Genomic DNA, 12,959 nt, shown 5'->3' on the forward strand with positions numbered 1-12,959 from the left:
GGTGCTGACGCAACTTGCGAAACAATCGCAACAAAGACCGCGACAAGACCCCGCCCCGCGCGTATGAGGGCCTTAGAATGCGTCTCGCCCTTTTTCAACCTGACATCCCGCAGAATGTGGGCGCCTGTATCCGTCAGAGCGCTTGTTTCGGCGTGGAATTGCACGTGATCGAGCCCGTCGGCTTCCGTTTCGACGACCGCGCCATGAAGCGCGCGGCGCTGGACTATGGTCCGCTCAGCCATATGACCCGCCACGATGACTGGGACGCCTTCCTGCGTGATCGCGGCCCCGGTCGGCTGGTCCTGTTCACGACCAGGGGGGCCACGCCCCTGACCGACTTCGAATTCCGGCCCGACGACATCCTTCTTTTCGGCAAGGAAAGCGCCGGCGCCCCCGACTATGTCCACGAAGCCGCCGACGCTCGAGTCTTCATCCCCATCCGTGCGGAAACCCGCTCGCTGAACCTGTCGGTCAGCGCGGGGATCGCCCTATGGGAAGGGCTGCGTCAGACGGGCGGGTTGCCCGTTCGGGCGTAACGCCCCCCACTCCGCTCATCCCGGCGGACGCCGGGGTCCAGTACTTTGGCCACAAACGCAGCGCGCGAAGCTCTCACTGGGCCCCGGCGTCCGCCGGGGTGAACGGAAGAAGGCGGAACTGTAGTCTTTTACTCCGGAGCGCCGTCGTTCGGCAGTTGCGCCAGGTTGGGCCGCTCGCCGCGTTGAGCTGTCGCCGCCCGTTCGACCCCGTGCATCGTGCGCAGCAGGTTTTCGCCCGCGATCTTGCGGATGTCGGCCTCCGACCAGCCGCGACGCATCAGTTCGGCCAGGATACGCGGATAGGCGTCCACCCCCTCGACCCCGACCGGCAGGCTGTCGACGCCGTCGAAATCGCCGCCCAGGCCGACATGATCGATCCCCGCCACATCGCGGACGTGCTGGATGTGGGCCACGACGTCGTCGATCGAGGCCTGGGGCGCCGGGTTGGCGGCGGTCCAGGCGTCCATGCCCGCCTTCACCGCATCGGGATCCCCGGGGTTCAGGGCGGTGAGCCGCGACATCTCGGCCGAACGCGCGGCGCCGGAAGCGCGCACCGCCTCGCTGATGAAGCCCGGCACGAAGGTCACCATGACGATGCCGCCGTTGGCCGGCATCATACGCAGGACCGCGTCAGGCACGTTGCGCGGATGGGCCGTCACGGCCCGCGCCGACGAGTGCGAGAAGATCACCGGGGCCGTCGACACGCGAATGGCGTCCAGCATCGTCTCCTCGGACACGTGGCTCAGGTCCACCATCATGCCCAGACGGTTCATCTCCTTGACCACCTGCTCGCCGAAGGGCGACAGCCCGCCCCACTTCGGCGCGTCCGTGGCGCTGTCGGCCCAGGTCGTGGTCTTGGAATGGGTCAGCGTCATGTAGCGCGCCCCCGAATCGTAGAACTCGCGCAGCAGGCCCAGCGAATCGTCGATCGAATAGCCGCCCTCCATGCCGATCAGGCTGGCGATCTTTCCGGCCTTGTGGATGCGGGCGATGTCGTCGGCGGTGGTCGCGATCTCGAACACCGAGGGATAGGCGGCGGCGATGCGCTTGACCGTGTCGATCTGTTCGAACGTGGCCTTGGCCGCCTCGACCGGTTCCAGGCTGGCGGGGACATAGACGGACCAGAACTGAGCCCCCACGCCGCCGGCGCGCAGACGCGGAATGTCGGTGTGCAGACGGGTCGTCGCCTCCAGATTGGTCGTCAGATCAACGCGATAGGGGTCGTTCCCAAACCCCTGACGCAGGGCCCAGGGCAGGTCGTTGTGGCCGTCGATCAGCGGCGTGCGGCGCAGGATCTGAAGCACCCGCTCCTGCCCTGCGGCATCATTGCTGCCTTGCGACTGGGCCAGGGCGGGTCCGGCCAGGACGGCGAGCGAAACGGCGGCGAGCAAGGCGGTGCGGATCATGGGGTCCCCTCAAAACTGTTGCGGCCACGCTGGCACAGGCGACGCGGCATGGGAACCGGGTCTGATCTGGATCAAGGCCGTCTTTCGTCCCGGCGGGCATGAAGCGCTCACCCCGGACTGTTCACAAAGGCCGCCCGTCATGGTTGAAGCCCTGATGATCCAAGAGACCCCCACCCTGATGGTCGAACATCGCGAGCGCGCCCGCGTCTGGTTCGAGACCCTGCGCGATCAGATTCACGCCGGTTTCGAGGCCCTGGAAGACGCCGCCCCCGCCGATCTCTTCCCCGGCGAACCGGGCCGCTTCGTGCGCACGCCGTGGGACCGCAAGGAAGGCGGCGGCGGCGTCATGGGCATGATGCACGGCCGCCTGTTCGAAAAGGTCGGCGTCCACTGCTCGACCGTCCACGGGACCTTCCCCGCCGACTATGCGAAGAACGTGCCCGGCGCCGAGGAAGACCCGCGCTTCTTCGCCACCGGCATCAGCCTGATCTGCCACCCGGTCAGCCCGCGCGTCCCGGCCGTGCACATGAACACGCGCCTGATCTCGACCACCAAGACCTGGTTCGGCGGCGGCGGCGACCTGACCCCCGTGCTGGACGCGGATCGGCGTCAGGACCACCCGGACACAGAGGCCTTCCACGCCGCCATGCAGGGGGTCTGCGACTCCTACGACCCGGCCTGGCACGCCAAGTACAAGCAGTGGTGCGACGAGTACTTCTTCCTGCCGCACCGCAACGAGCCGCGCGGCACGGGCGGCATCTTCTACGACCACCACGACAGCGGCGACTGGGACCGCGACTTCGCCTTCACCCAGGACGTCGGCAAGGCCTTCCTCGACATCTATTCGAAGATCGTCGCGGGCCGCATGACCGAGGCCTGGACGCCCGAGGAGCGCGAGGAACAACTGATCCGCCGCGGCCGCTACGTCGAGTTCAACCTGCTCTACGACCGCGGCACCATGTTCGGGCTGAAGACCGGCGGCAACGTCGAGTCGATCCTCAGCTCCATGCCGCCCGTGGTGAAGTGGCCCTGATCAGGCGACCTTTGCGCGCTCGCTGAGCGCCATCACGCGGGCGATCCCGTCGAACAGGGCGGCCAGGGTCAGCGGCTTGGTCAGATGGCCGTCCGCGCCCGCCGCCCGCCCCGCCTCGACATGTTCGGCCATGGCGTTGGCGGTCAGCATCAGGATCGGCGTCGGCGTACGGGCGTTCTGCGCCTCGAAGGCGCGGATAGCGGCAGTGGCGGTCAGACCGTCCATCACCGGCATCTGCATGTCCATCAGCACCAGGTCGAAATCGCCGCGGGTGAAAACATCCAGCGCCGCACGGCCGTCCTCGACCGCCACCAGATCCATCGCCGTCGCCGACAGCATGACCTCGATCACCTTGCGGTTGGCGGGATGATCGTCGGCCAGAAGCACGCGCAGCGGGCGGGCCCTGACATCGGCTGCGGGCGCGGCTTCTTTTGCAGCGCCCTCCGCGCCGACGGCCGGCGGCAGGGGGATTTCGAACCAGAAGGCGGCGCCCTGCCCCGGCGTGCTCTCGCATTCCAGCGCGCCGCCCATCAGAGTCGCCAGTTCGCGCGAAATCGCCAGCCCCAGCCCCGTGCCGCCGAACCGGCGGGTGATCGAGCCGTCCGCCTGCTGGAAGCGGCCAAAGATGCGGGCCTTCTGCTCGGCGTCGAAGCCCACGCCGCTATCCCGGATCGTGAAGCGGACACGGCCTTCTTCGCCGGGCTCGACCTTCAGGGCCACTTCGCCCTCGGTCGTGAACTTCAGGGCGTTGCTGACCAGATTGGTCAGAATCTGGCGGACGCGCACGGCGTCGCCCACGACCTCGGCGTGAAGTGAAGGGTGGACATCGGCGACCAGAGCCACCCCCTTCTCCCCGGCCGGCACGCGCCATAGAGCGATCACATCATGGACCGTGCGCCCCAGATGGAACGGGGCCTGCTCGATCGTCACCTGGCCGGACTCGATCCGGGCGGTGTCCAGAATGTCCGACAGCAATCGCTCAAGCGTCACGCCGGACGAGCGGATGACGTCGGCCATCTCGCGTTCTTCGGGCGCCAGATCGCGCTGGCCCAGGGCGTCGGCCATCGCCACCACCCCGTTCAGCGGGGTGCGAATCTCGTGGCTCATGTTGGCCAGGAACTCGCCCTTGGCGCGGTTGGCGTCCTCGGCGCGGCGACGGGCGCTGCGAAGCTGTTTCGCCTGCCGCCATTGCCAGGTCAGAGTGGCCAGCGCCGACAGCATGAAGAGGACGCCGATGCCGACGATCCAGTTCTGCCAGTGGATCACCGTCTGCTGCAGTTCGGTGTTGGCGCGGGCGGTCTCTAGCTGACGTCGGCGCTCAGCGAGTTGTTCCTGCATGTCGCCCGTGACCTGGCGGATGCCCGAACTGAAGCGCTGCGCGGCCTGGACCTCGCGGTCGCGCTCATAGGTACGCAGCATCTCGTAGGCCTCGGACGCTCGCCCGCTGGCGAACAGCAGTTCGGCCTGAACCAGGGCGACCTGGGAATCGACCCCGCTCTCGATATCCAACCGCCGCAGCGTTTCGAGATCCCGACGGGCGGCATCCAGTTGGCCTGTGCGCGCCCGGGCGACCGCCCGCAGCGGCAGCACGTCCCGCGCCAGAAAGGCGGCGACGCCCAGTCGTTCGCCATAGGGCTCAAGGCAGGCCAGAACCTCGCGCGGTTCCTGACGAGCGTCGGCCACGGCGGCGCAAAGGCTGGCGTCATAGACCGACAGGCTTTCCAGCCCGGCCCGCTGCGCCAGGCGATGGTGAGCGGCGTAATAGCGTTGCGCGCTCTTCAGATCACCCACCTGCACCGCCATCTTGGTCAGGTTGTAGAGGCTGTCGAAATCCGGCCTTGGATAGTCGGGATTGGAATAGTCGATCTCGAAGCGCCGGAAGGCCATGGCCGCGCCGACCACGTCGTTCAGCTTCATCAGCCCCATGCCGGTCACTTCCCACAGGCCCGCGTGCGCCGTTTGGGAGAAGGGGTCGTTGTCGGGGATATCGGCTTCCGCCAGGGTCAGCAGCCTGAGCCCCTCCCCGACGCGGTCTTGATCCACCAAGGTCAGGGCGGCGAGGCGAGCCGCGTGGGCCTTCACGAACCAGTCATCGGTCGTCTCGGCGATACGATGCAGTTCGACGTCGACCGTCAGATCACCCTGATCATAGCGCGCCGTCAGCGTGTTCAGGTGGGCGATCTGGACATAGCGGTCATCGCGCTGCGCCTTCGCCTTCTGCTCGAGCCGTCGGTTCCAGACCGCCGCGCGCTCGAATTCGCCCTGATTCAGGAGGGTCCAAGTCACATGATAGAGACGGTTCAGCCCCTCGCGGTCATGGCGTTTGAGCGCATCCTGGCCGAACGCTTCCAACTCGGCGAAATTCGTCCTGGCCGCGCGCTGTTCCAGCGCCTGCGCCAGATCCACGACCGAGCGCACCTGCGGCGCGGCGTCGACCGTCGCCGTTCCGCTGAACAACAATGCGACGGCCGCGGTGCACGCGACTTTGAGTGAAGACATGACGTTTCCAGACTGACCGCCCCAGCCTTGCACGTCATAGGTTGAACAAGGTTTAGCGCCGTCCGATGAAATCGGACGTTGGCCTTGATCAGATGCCGCTGCCCTCGCCCTCCAGCGGCGGCGGCGTCAGCAGCAGATAGGCGCGGATCCAGGCCGTCAGCACCGCCCGGTCGTTCGGCCCTTCGAGGCTCAAGAGCGCTTCATCCGCCAGATCGTGCGGGATGCGATGCCCCCGGCGACCCTCGACCAGGGCGGCGGCGTAGGCGGGCTGGAACTCCGGGTGGCACTGGAAGCTGACGGCGTCCTCGCCCCAGGCCAGACCCGCATAGGGCGTGAAGGGGCTGGAGGCGATCACGCGGGCGTCGCTCGGCGTCTCGACCACCTGATCCTGATGCGACACCGGGATGGCGATGGACGCCACGCGGGGGTGCATCCAGGGCTCGCGGCTGACCACGTCATAGCGGTGCAGGCCGACGCCCCAGCCCTTGTGCGACTTCTCGACCTTGCCGCCGAAGGCGTGGGCCAGGACCTGATGGCCGAAGCAGATGCCCAGCAGCCGCGTCCGCCCCCGCGCCGCCCTCAGCCAGTCCACCAGGGGCGAGATCCACGGCAGGTCGTCATAAACCCCCGCCGCCGAACCCGTGACGATGGCGCCGGTGAAGGCCGAAGGATCGTCCGGCAGATGCCCCGCCTGCACGTCGAACCGCTCCGTCGGCACGTTCTCGCCCAGCAGGGCCCGAAAGCGCGCGGGATAGTCGTCGAAGGTGTCGCGCAGATGCTCGGGCGGATGGCCGGTCTCGAGAATGGCGATACGGGTCATGTTCGGCGTTTTCCAGCGAGGAGAAGAAAGCGTCTCCCTCTGGATTGAGGTAGAAGTCGGGCGATTGCAACGAGGCCGCCCCTCATGTCCGCCGACGCAAACGACGATTCTCCGGTCGTCCTGATCAATATCTTCAAATGCGACGCCCGCCGTCAGGAAGACCTGATGGCGCACCTGACGGCCTTGGCGCAGGTGCAGCGCGCCCTGCCGGGCTTCGTCACCGCCACCCTGCATCGGGGGCTGAACGGCCGCGTGATTGCCAACCACGCCGTCTGGGCCAGCCCCGGCCACTGGAAGGCGATGACCCGTCATCCCGACGTGATGGCCGCCATGGGGCCGATCCTGGCCATCGCCACCTTCGAGCCCCACCTCTATGAGCCGGGCGAGGTCGTCGGGGCCTAGCCGGCGGTCCAGACCTCGGCCCGCGCGCCCGCATCGCCCAGAGCCTGAGCCGCCCAGCCGCAGATTTCCGCAGCCGCCGCCTCGGCCCCCGAGGGCGGGTTGACCACCGTCATGGTGCAGCCGTTCATCTTCATCGGGTTGTTCAGCGGCCGCAGACGCGCCTCGGCGACCAGCACCCGGCCGACCTTGGCCTCTTCCAGGCGACGAATGAAGCCGTCGAAGGTCTCCATATCCTTCAGCGGGGTCCAGATAGCCACGGTCGCCGTGCGGTCATGGCGCAGGATGGCGGCAGCGGTCTCGGCCGAGCGCAGATAGTCGTCGGGTCGTTCAAACGGGGGGTCGATCAGGACCAGCGGCCCCTTGGCGCTCCGCGCCGCCTTCAGCGCCTCCGCATAGCCGTCGCCTTCATGCCCCTCGGCGGCGGGCCAGTCGGCCAGGGCCTCGGCCAGCATTTCCTGAACCGGCGGATGGAACTCGAAGCCGACATAACGGTCGCCGTCGCGCAGCGCGCGGGCCATCAGCAGCGGCGACCCCGGATAGAAGCGCGCCCCGCCGTCGGGGTTCAAGGCGGCGACTTCGGCCGCCAGCGCCTCGATCAACGGCGGCCGGTCCTCGGCGGTCATCAGCCGCGCCACGCCCGCCTCGGCCTCCCTGGACCGCGCGCCGTCGCCGGACAGGTCATAGAGGCCCGCGCCCGCGTGGGTGTCGATGACCGTGACGGGTCCCCTCTGCTGGCGTTCCTTCAGCAGCCACAGGACCAGGGCGTGTTTGACCAGGTCGGCGAAGTTTCCGGCGTGAAAGCTGTGGCGATAATTCATGCCTGCTCGTCCTCCGCCAAAGGCGCGAGGTCAAGAGGAACGCTCTGGCATCCAGCCCGTTGGCTGGCAGCGGTGAGGAATCCACCATGCCCGACGGCTCCGCCAACGGCCCCAGCGCCACGGATATTCCTGAGGGTCTGAGCTGGTGCGCCGACGACAGTCCTGGGATCGAGCGCCGCCGCGCCGGTCAGGGTTTCACCTATCGCGACCCGCACGGGGTGACGATCCAGGATCCGAAGGTGCTGGATCGCATCCGCGCCCTCGCCATTCCACCGGCCTGGGAAGACGTCTGGATCTGTCCGCGCGCCAACGGCCACGTCCAGGCGACGGGACGCGACGCCCGGGGGCGCAAACAATACCGTTATCACGCCGAATGGACGGCCCACGCCGCCAGCGACAAGTTCGATCGCCTGCCGACCTTCGCCCTCGCCCTGCCCGGGTTGCGGCGTCAGATCGAAGCGGACCTATCCCTTGAGGGGCCCTGCAAGGCCAAGGTGCTGGCGACCGCCGTGCGCCTGCTGGAGATAACCCTGATCCGGGTCGGCAACGCACGGTATGCGCGCGCCAACCGCCACTACGGCCTGACCACCCTGCACAAGCGTCATCTGGAAGTGGACGGCGCGGCCCTGATCTTCGCCTTCAGGGGCAAGAGCGGCGTCGAGCACCACGTCAGCGTCCGCGACCGGCGGCTGTCCAGCGTGGTTCGAGCGCTGCGCGATCTTCCGGGCCAGCATCTGTTCAAATACCGCGACGATCAGGGCCGCCTCTACCCCGTCACCTCGGACGACGTGAACGCCTATATCCGCGCAGCCATGGGCGCGGAATTCTCGGCCAAGGATTTTCGCACCTGGGCCGGCACGGCGTCGGCCGCGCGGACCCTGCGCGAGATTCAGCCCCCGTCCTCGCCCGGGGACGCGAAGAAGAAGATCACCATCTGCGTGAAGACGGTCTCGGGTCTGCTGGGCAATACGCCGACCGTGTGCCGCAGCGCCTATGTGCACCCCCTGGTGTTTGAGCGGTTTCGGAGAGGCGATCTGGCCGATGTCCTGCCCGATCCCGACGCCGCAGACTTTGACGCCGCCTTGATCAGCCTGCTGCAGACGGCGAGCGAAAAATAGCGGTTGTTTCGATTGAAGAACCGTCGTTATTCGCCTAACGCCGAAACCCAGACCATAAGAAGAACGAGGAGGACGCCGATGGACTATCGCCTTTCCAACCGCTTCCTACGGCTGGCCGTCGTCTTCGCCCTGATCGGCATGTGTCTGGGCTATTATATGGGCGTGACGGAACAGTTCGTCGCCGCGCCGGTTCACGCTCACATCAACCTGCTCGGCTGGGTGTCGATGGCCCTCTACGGCCTGTTCTACCGGGTTCAGCCGGGGGCGGCGCTGGGGCGGCTGCCGACGGTCCATTTCTGGGTGGCCGTGATCGGCTTGCTGGTCTTCATGCCCGCCCTGGCCGCCAAGCTGCTGGGATCAGCCGGGATGCAGGCCGCCGCCAATATCGGCCTGATGGTCGGCACCACCCTGACGTTGGCGTCGATGTTCCTGTTCGCCGTGATCGTCTTCCGCGCCACCGGCGACCGAACGGCTGCGGCCTGATACGAAAAAGGCCCCCTGTCCTCGTCGAACAGGGGGCCGATATCATCGGGCGTCAGGCGGTTACGCCTTGTCCCAGTTCAGCACCACCTTGCCGGACTTGCCGGATTTCATGGCCTCGAAGCCTTCGCGGTAGTTCTCGAACGGCATCTGGTGGGTGATCAGCGGCGTCAGGTCCAGACCGGCCTTCAGCAGGCCCAGCATCTTGCGCCAGGTGGTGAACATCTCGCGGCCATAGACCCCCTTGATGGTCAGGGCCTTCAGGATGATCGTGCCCCAGTCCGTCTCGGTCGGTCTGGCCGGAATGCCCAACAGGGCCAGCCCGCCGCCCATGATCAGGGTGTCGACGCACTGCTTGAAGGCGATGGGCGAACCCGACATCTCCAGCGCCACGTCGAAGCCGACCTTGAGGCCCAGTTCCTTCATGACGTCGTGCAGGTCTTCGCGGGTGGTGTTCACCGTCCGCACGCCCGGCGCGACCTTCTGCGCCAGTTCCAGTCGGTAGTCGTTGATGTCGGTCAGGACCACGGTGCGGGCCCCCGCGTGGCGCGCCACGGCGGCGGCCATGATGCCGATGGGACCGGCGCCGGTGACCAGGACGTCCTCGCCCAGCAGGTCGAACTGCTGCGCCGTGTGCACGGCGTTGCCGAACGGATCGAGGATCGAGCCGATCTCATAGGGCACGTCGTCGGGCAGCTCGATGACGTTGAAGGCCGGGGCCACGACGTATTCGGCAAAGGCGCCCTGACGGTTCACGCCAATGCCGCGCGTGGCGGGGTCGAGATGGAAGTGACCGGCGCGGGCCGCTTCAGAGTTCAGGTCGATGACGTGGCCCTCGGCCGAGACGCGCTGACCGATCTTGAGGCGACGATCCACATCCTTGCCGATGGCGACAATCTCGCCGGCGAACTCGTGGCCGGTGATCATGGGGACCGGGACGTTCTTCTGGGACCACTCGTCCCAGTTCCAGATATGGATGTCGGTGCCGCAGACGGCGGTGCGGTGCACCTTGATCAGCACGTCCTCGTCGCCCGCGACGGGGATGGGCGCGTCGATCAGTTCCAGCCCCTCGGCCGGTTTCATCTTGGCCAGGGCCTTCATGGTTGCGGTCATGGATCGTGCTCCTGTTGGTCAGACGCAGCCGCTAGGCCGCCTTGACGAGGACCGCAAGCGGCCCAGGCGAAAACTTCGCCCTGCGGAGCGGCCAACCCGCCCCATAACGCCGTAACGATCAGACCTGTGCGCGCGACCGTGAATCGGCTAGCGACGGTGATCCGGATGCTGGCCCGCACGCCCGCCGAACCCCTAGTGGACGCTTCGCCAAGTCATGCCGCGCTTTTTCAAATCCCCTGCCGTCCAGTATCTGGGCCTGTTCGCCCTGCTGGCCGTGACCCTGTTCAGCGTCCTGGCCACGCCATGGGCCGAGCGGCTGTTCGTCCAGCCCTTCACCCAGTTGTTGGTCAATGCCTGCGCCCTGGTGCTGCAGCCGTTCGACAGCCGGGTGCTGGCGCAGGGCGACATCCTGCGCTTTTCCGACGGGCATGGCGCGGTGCAGGTGCTGGCCGGCTGTAATGCGGTCGAAGTCTGCGCCCTGTTGATCGCCGCCATCCTGGCCTTTCCAGGCCGCCTGCGCGACGGACTGATCGGGGCCGCCGCCGGGGTGGCTGCGCTTCAGTTGGTCAACCTGCTGCGGATTCTCAGTCTGCTTTATCTGTCGCGCGGGTCGGAATCCCTGTTCGAGTTCTTCCACCACTATGTCTGGGACGCGATGATTGGGTTGGAGGGCCTGCTGGTCTTCTTCTTCTGGACCCGTTGGCAGAGCCGTCAGCCCGGCAAGGCTCCCAAGACCGCCAAGGAAGCCGCCTGATGGCCGCCTGGTTCGAAACCCTGGGCGCCCCCACGCCGGAAGAGGCCGCGCGGCGTCGCTTCGGCTTGTGGTCGCTGGGGATGTTCATCCTGCTGCTGCCGCCGTGGTGGCTGTGGGGCGCCGATCTGGCGGCGGCGGGACTGCGACCGGTGGCGGGTCTGGTGTTCCGCCTGCTGGGACTGACCGGCGAGATCAGCCTGGCCGCCGATGGCGGCTGGACCGTCGGCACCCGCCTGACCAGCGGCGGCGTTCCCGTAAACTATGACGTGGCGCAGACGGCGATCCGGCGGTTGCTGCTCGGCTTCCCGCTGGCGGTCGCCTTCCTGACCGCGCCGCCGCGCACGCCGCACCCGCTCAAGGCGGCAGTCGTCACGACCCTGGTTCTGACGCTGCTGTTCACCCTATCGCTGACGGCTCTGATCTGGGGCGATCTGGCGGCGCAGTTGAACCCCGCCCTGGCCCCGCCGAGCGCCGGGGGGGCGCCGCCGTTGGATCAGCCGCCCTTGCCCGCCATCGTGGCCCAGATCGCCATCATCGGCCGCTACATCGGCATGTCGGTGGCGCCGCTGATCGCCACGGTGCTGCTGTGGGCCGCGCTCAATCCGGCGGGCCGATCCGTCGTCATGGCCGACGACAGCCTAAAGTCGTGAGGCTGCCCGAAAGCAGACCGGGGGTCAGATGACCCCCAACTCCTTGCCCGCCTGCGTGAAGGCCGCCACGGCGGCGTCGATCTGTTCAAAGGTGTGCGCCGCCGACATCTGGGTGCGGATGCGGGCCTGACCGCGCGGCACCACGGGGAAGCTGAAGCCGATGACATAGACGCCCAGCTCCAGCATCCGCGCCGCCATATCCTGCGCCAGCTTGGCGTCGCCCAGCATGACGGGGATGATCGGGTGCTCGCCCGGCTGCAGGGTGAAGCCCGCCTCGGTCATGGCCGAGCGGAAGCGCGCGGCGTTGGCGAACAGCTGCGTACGCAGGGCGTCGCCCTCCTCGCCCGCGGCGATGCGGATGGCCTCCAGCGACGAGCCGCAGACGGCGGGGGCCAGGGCGTTGGAGAAGAGGTAGGGGCGCGCCCGCTGCTTCAGCAGGGCCACGACGTTAGCCTTGGCGCAGATGAAGCCGCCCATGGCGCCGCCCAGAGCCTTGCCGAAGGTGCCGGTGACGAAGTCGACCTCGACGCCGTGATGGGCGTAGGAGCCGCGCCCCTTGTCGCCGAGGAAGCCCGTGGCGTGGCAGTCGTCGACCATGATCAGGGCGCCGTACTGGTCGGCCAGGGCCCGGATGTCCTTCAGCTTGGCGATGTAGCCGTCCATCGAGAAGGCGCCGTCGGTGGCGATGATGATCTCGCGCGCGCCGTCGGCCCGGGCCTGCTTCAGCTGGGCCTCCAGGTCGGCCATGTCGGAGGTATTGAAGCGATAGCGCTTGGCCTTGCACAAGCGCACGCCGTCGATGATCGAGGCGTGGTTCAGGCTGTCGGAGACGATGGCGTCCTCGGCCCCGAACAGGGGTTCAAAGATGCCGCCGTTGGCGTCGAAGGCGGCGGCGAACAGGATCGTGTCCTCAAAGCCGAGATAGTCGGCGATGGCGCGTTCCAGCTCTTTATGGATCTCCAGCGTGCCGCAGATGAAGCGGACCGAGGCCGTTCCGGCGCCCCACTTCTCCATCGCCTTGATCCCGGCCTGCGTCACGCGCTCGTCGCCGGCGAGGCCGAGGTAGTTGTTGGCGCAGAAGTTCAGGACGTCGCGGCCGTTGACCGAGATCACCGGCCCCTGACGCGAGGCGATGACGCGCTCGGGCTTGGTCAGGCCCTGGGCGTCGATGTCGGCCAGTTCGGCGGAGACGCGGTCATAGAAGACCGAATTCATATTCTGGGTCATGTGCGCTCCGCTACGCCGAATCCGCGCTGTTTTGAAGCCCCAGGTTCGCCCCAGCACCCGGACGCTTGCGCAATGATATACTATAACATATCACGTCATCTTC

At 67.4% G+C, this 12,959-nt stretch carries 13 protein-coding genes; 7 read left to right on the top strand and 6 right to left on the bottom strand.

The features are described 5' to 3' along the window. Positions 1-77 precede the first annotated feature (77 nt). Positions 78-536, top strand: coding sequence for a tRNA (cytidine(34)-2'-O)-methyltransferase (locus tag AB4Y68_RS07790; protein ID WP_441454943.1), 459 nt, complete (start codon positions 78-80; stop codon positions 534-536). A gap of 128 nt (positions 537-664) precedes the next feature. Here AB4Y68_RS07790 and AB4Y68_RS07795 read toward each other — a convergent pair whose 3' ends face one another. Then, positions 665-1,942, bottom strand: a complete 1,278-nt coding sequence (locus tag AB4Y68_RS07795) for a dipeptidase (protein ID WP_441454944.1) — start codon at positions 1,940-1,942, stop codon at positions 665-667. A 178-nt stretch (positions 1,943-2,120) separates the two neighbouring features. On the opposite strand from AB4Y68_RS07795, the gene hemF reads away from it, so the two are divergent. Next, positions 2,121-2,975 (top strand): oxygen-dependent coproporphyrinogen oxidase, encoded by an 855-nt coding sequence (gene hemF / locus AB4Y68_RS07800; protein ID WP_441455011.1) that lies wholly within the window; start codon positions 2,121-2,123, stop codon positions 2,973-2,975. Here the strand turns inward: hemF and AB4Y68_RS07805 are convergent, their stop codons facing one another. Both AB4Y68_RS07805 and AB4Y68_RS07810 read right to left on the bottom strand, forming a co-directional pair. Next, the gene (locus tag AB4Y68_RS07805; RefSeq protein ID WP_441454945.1) at positions 2,976-5,474 is read right to left on the bottom strand and encodes an ATP-binding protein; all 2,499 of its coding nucleotides are present in this window, start codon (positions 5,472-5,474) and stop codon (positions 2,976-2,978) included. 88 nt (positions 5,475-5,562) lie between these two features. Further along, on the bottom strand, positions 5,563-6,294 hold the full coding sequence (locus tag AB4Y68_RS07810) for a type 1 glutamine amidotransferase (protein ID WP_441454946.1): 732 nt from the start codon (positions 6,292-6,294) through the stop codon (positions 5,563-5,565). An 84-nt stretch (positions 6,295-6,378) separates the two neighbouring features. On the opposite strand from AB4Y68_RS07810, the gene AB4Y68_RS07815 reads away from it, so the two are divergent. Beyond that, a complete protein-coding gene (locus AB4Y68_RS07815; RefSeq protein ID WP_441454947.1) occupies positions 6,379-6,696 on the top strand; it encodes an antibiotic biosynthesis monooxygenase family protein in 318 nt (105 codons plus the stop codon). Here the strand turns inward: AB4Y68_RS07815 and rlmJ are convergent. Beyond that, on the bottom strand, positions 6,693-7,514 hold the full coding sequence (rlmJ, locus tag AB4Y68_RS07820; protein ID WP_441454948.1) for a 23S rRNA (adenine(2030)-N(6))-methyltransferase RlmJ: 822 nt from the start codon (positions 7,512-7,514) through the stop codon (positions 6,693-6,695). The two genes, AB4Y68_RS07815 and rlmJ, sit on opposite strands and share 4 nt — an antisense overlap. 86 nt (positions 7,515-7,600) lie before the next feature. Between rlmJ and AB4Y68_RS07825 the strand changes: the two genes are divergently transcribed. Continuing rightward, positions 7,601-8,632: a DNA topoisomerase IB gene (locus AB4Y68_RS07825; protein ID WP_441454949.1), complete on the top strand. Its 1,032-nt coding sequence runs from the start codon at positions 7,601-7,603 to the stop codon at positions 8,630-8,632. 78 nt (positions 8,633-8,710) lie between these two features. After that, positions 8,711-9,115 carry a hypothetical protein gene (locus AB4Y68_RS07830; RefSeq protein WP_441454950.1) on the top strand — a complete coding sequence of 135 codons (405 nt, stop codon included), beginning with the start codon at positions 8,711-8,713 and terminating at the stop codon, positions 9,113-9,115. Between the two features lie 60 nt (positions 9,116-9,175). On the opposite strand, the gene tdh is transcribed toward AB4Y68_RS07830, so the two are convergent. Further along, the gene (gene tdh, locus AB4Y68_RS07835; protein WP_441454951.1) at positions 9,176-10,225 is read right to left on the bottom strand and encodes an L-threonine 3-dehydrogenase; all 1,050 of its coding nucleotides are present in this window, start codon (positions 10,223-10,225) and stop codon (positions 9,176-9,178) included. Positions 10,226-10,439: 214 nt separating this feature from the next. Here tdh and xrtH point away from each other — a divergent pair, with 214 nt between their 5' ends. Continuing rightward, complete coding sequence (xrtH, locus tag AB4Y68_RS07840; RefSeq protein ID WP_441454952.1) at positions 10,440-10,979, top strand: exosortase H; 540 nt, start codon at positions 10,440-10,442, stop codon at positions 10,977-10,979. Beyond that, positions 10,979-11,629: an exosortase H-associated membrane protein gene (locus AB4Y68_RS07845; RefSeq protein ID WP_441454953.1), complete on the top strand. Its 651-nt coding sequence runs from the start codon at positions 10,979-10,981 to the stop codon at positions 11,627-11,629. The genes xrtH and AB4Y68_RS07845 overlap by 1 nt, the downstream gene beginning before the upstream one ends. Positions 11,630-11,653: 24 nt before the next feature. On the opposite strand, the gene AB4Y68_RS07850 is transcribed toward AB4Y68_RS07845, so the two are convergent. Continuing rightward, positions 11,654-12,844, bottom strand: coding sequence for a glycine C-acetyltransferase (locus tag AB4Y68_RS07850; protein WP_441455012.1), 1,191 nt, complete (start codon positions 12,842-12,844; stop codon positions 11,654-11,656). Positions 12,845-12,959 lie beyond the last annotated feature (115 nt).

It is taken from the genome of Brevundimonas sp. 2YAF1, from assembly GCF_052114745.1.
Classification (GTDB): domain Bacteria; phylum Pseudomonadota; class Alphaproteobacteria; order Caulobacterales; family Caulobacteraceae; genus Brevundimonas.

Excerpts from the sequence above, each read along its gene's own strand:
- AB4Y68_RS07790 (WP_441454943.1), top strand. The coding sequence starts at position 78 with ATGCGTCTCGCCCTTTTTCAACCTGACATCCCGCAGAATGTGGGCGCC.
- AB4Y68_RS07810 (WP_441454946.1), bottom strand. The coding sequence starts at position 6,294 with ATGACCCGTATCGCCATTCTCGAGACCGGCCATCCGCCCGAGCATCTG.
- xrtH (WP_441454952.1), top strand. The coding sequence starts at position 10,440 with ATGCCGCGCTTTTTCAAATCCCCTGCCGTCCAGTATCTGGGCCTGTTC.
- tdh (WP_441454951.1), bottom strand. The coding sequence starts at position 10,225 with ATGACCGCAACCATGAAGGCCCTGGCCAAGATGAAACCGGCCGAGGGG.
- rlmJ (WP_441454948.1), bottom strand. The coding sequence starts at position 7,514 with ATGAATTATCGCCACAGCTTTCACGCCGGAAACTTCGCCGACCTGGTC.
- AB4Y68_RS07795 (WP_441454944.1), bottom strand. The coding sequence starts at position 1,942 with ATGATCCGCACCGCCTTGCTCGCCGCCGTTTCGCTCGCCGTCCTGGCC.
- AB4Y68_RS07805 (WP_441454945.1), bottom strand. The coding sequence starts at position 5,474 with ATGTCTTCACTCAAAGTCGCGTGCACCGCGGCCGTCGCATTGTTGTTC.
- AB4Y68_RS07815 (WP_441454947.1), top strand. The coding sequence starts at position 6,379 with ATGTCCGCCGACGCAAACGACGATTCTCCGGTCGTCCTGATCAATATC.
- AB4Y68_RS07825 (WP_441454949.1), top strand. The coding sequence starts at position 7,601 with ATGCCCGACGGCTCCGCCAACGGCCCCAGCGCCACGGATATTCCTGAG.
- hemF (WP_441455011.1), top strand. The coding sequence starts at position 2,121 with ATGGTCGAACATCGCGAGCGCGCCCGCGTCTGGTTCGAGACCCTGCGC.
- AB4Y68_RS07830 (WP_441454950.1), top strand. The coding sequence starts at position 8,711 with ATGGACTATCGCCTTTCCAACCGCTTCCTACGGCTGGCCGTCGTCTTC.
- AB4Y68_RS07850 (WP_441455012.1), bottom strand. The coding sequence starts at position 12,844 with ATGAATTCGGTCTTCTATGACCGCGTCTCCGCCGAACTGGCCGACATC.
- AB4Y68_RS07845 (WP_441454953.1), top strand. The coding sequence starts at position 10,979 with ATGGCCGCCTGGTTCGAAACCCTGGGCGCCCCCACGCCGGAAGAGGCC.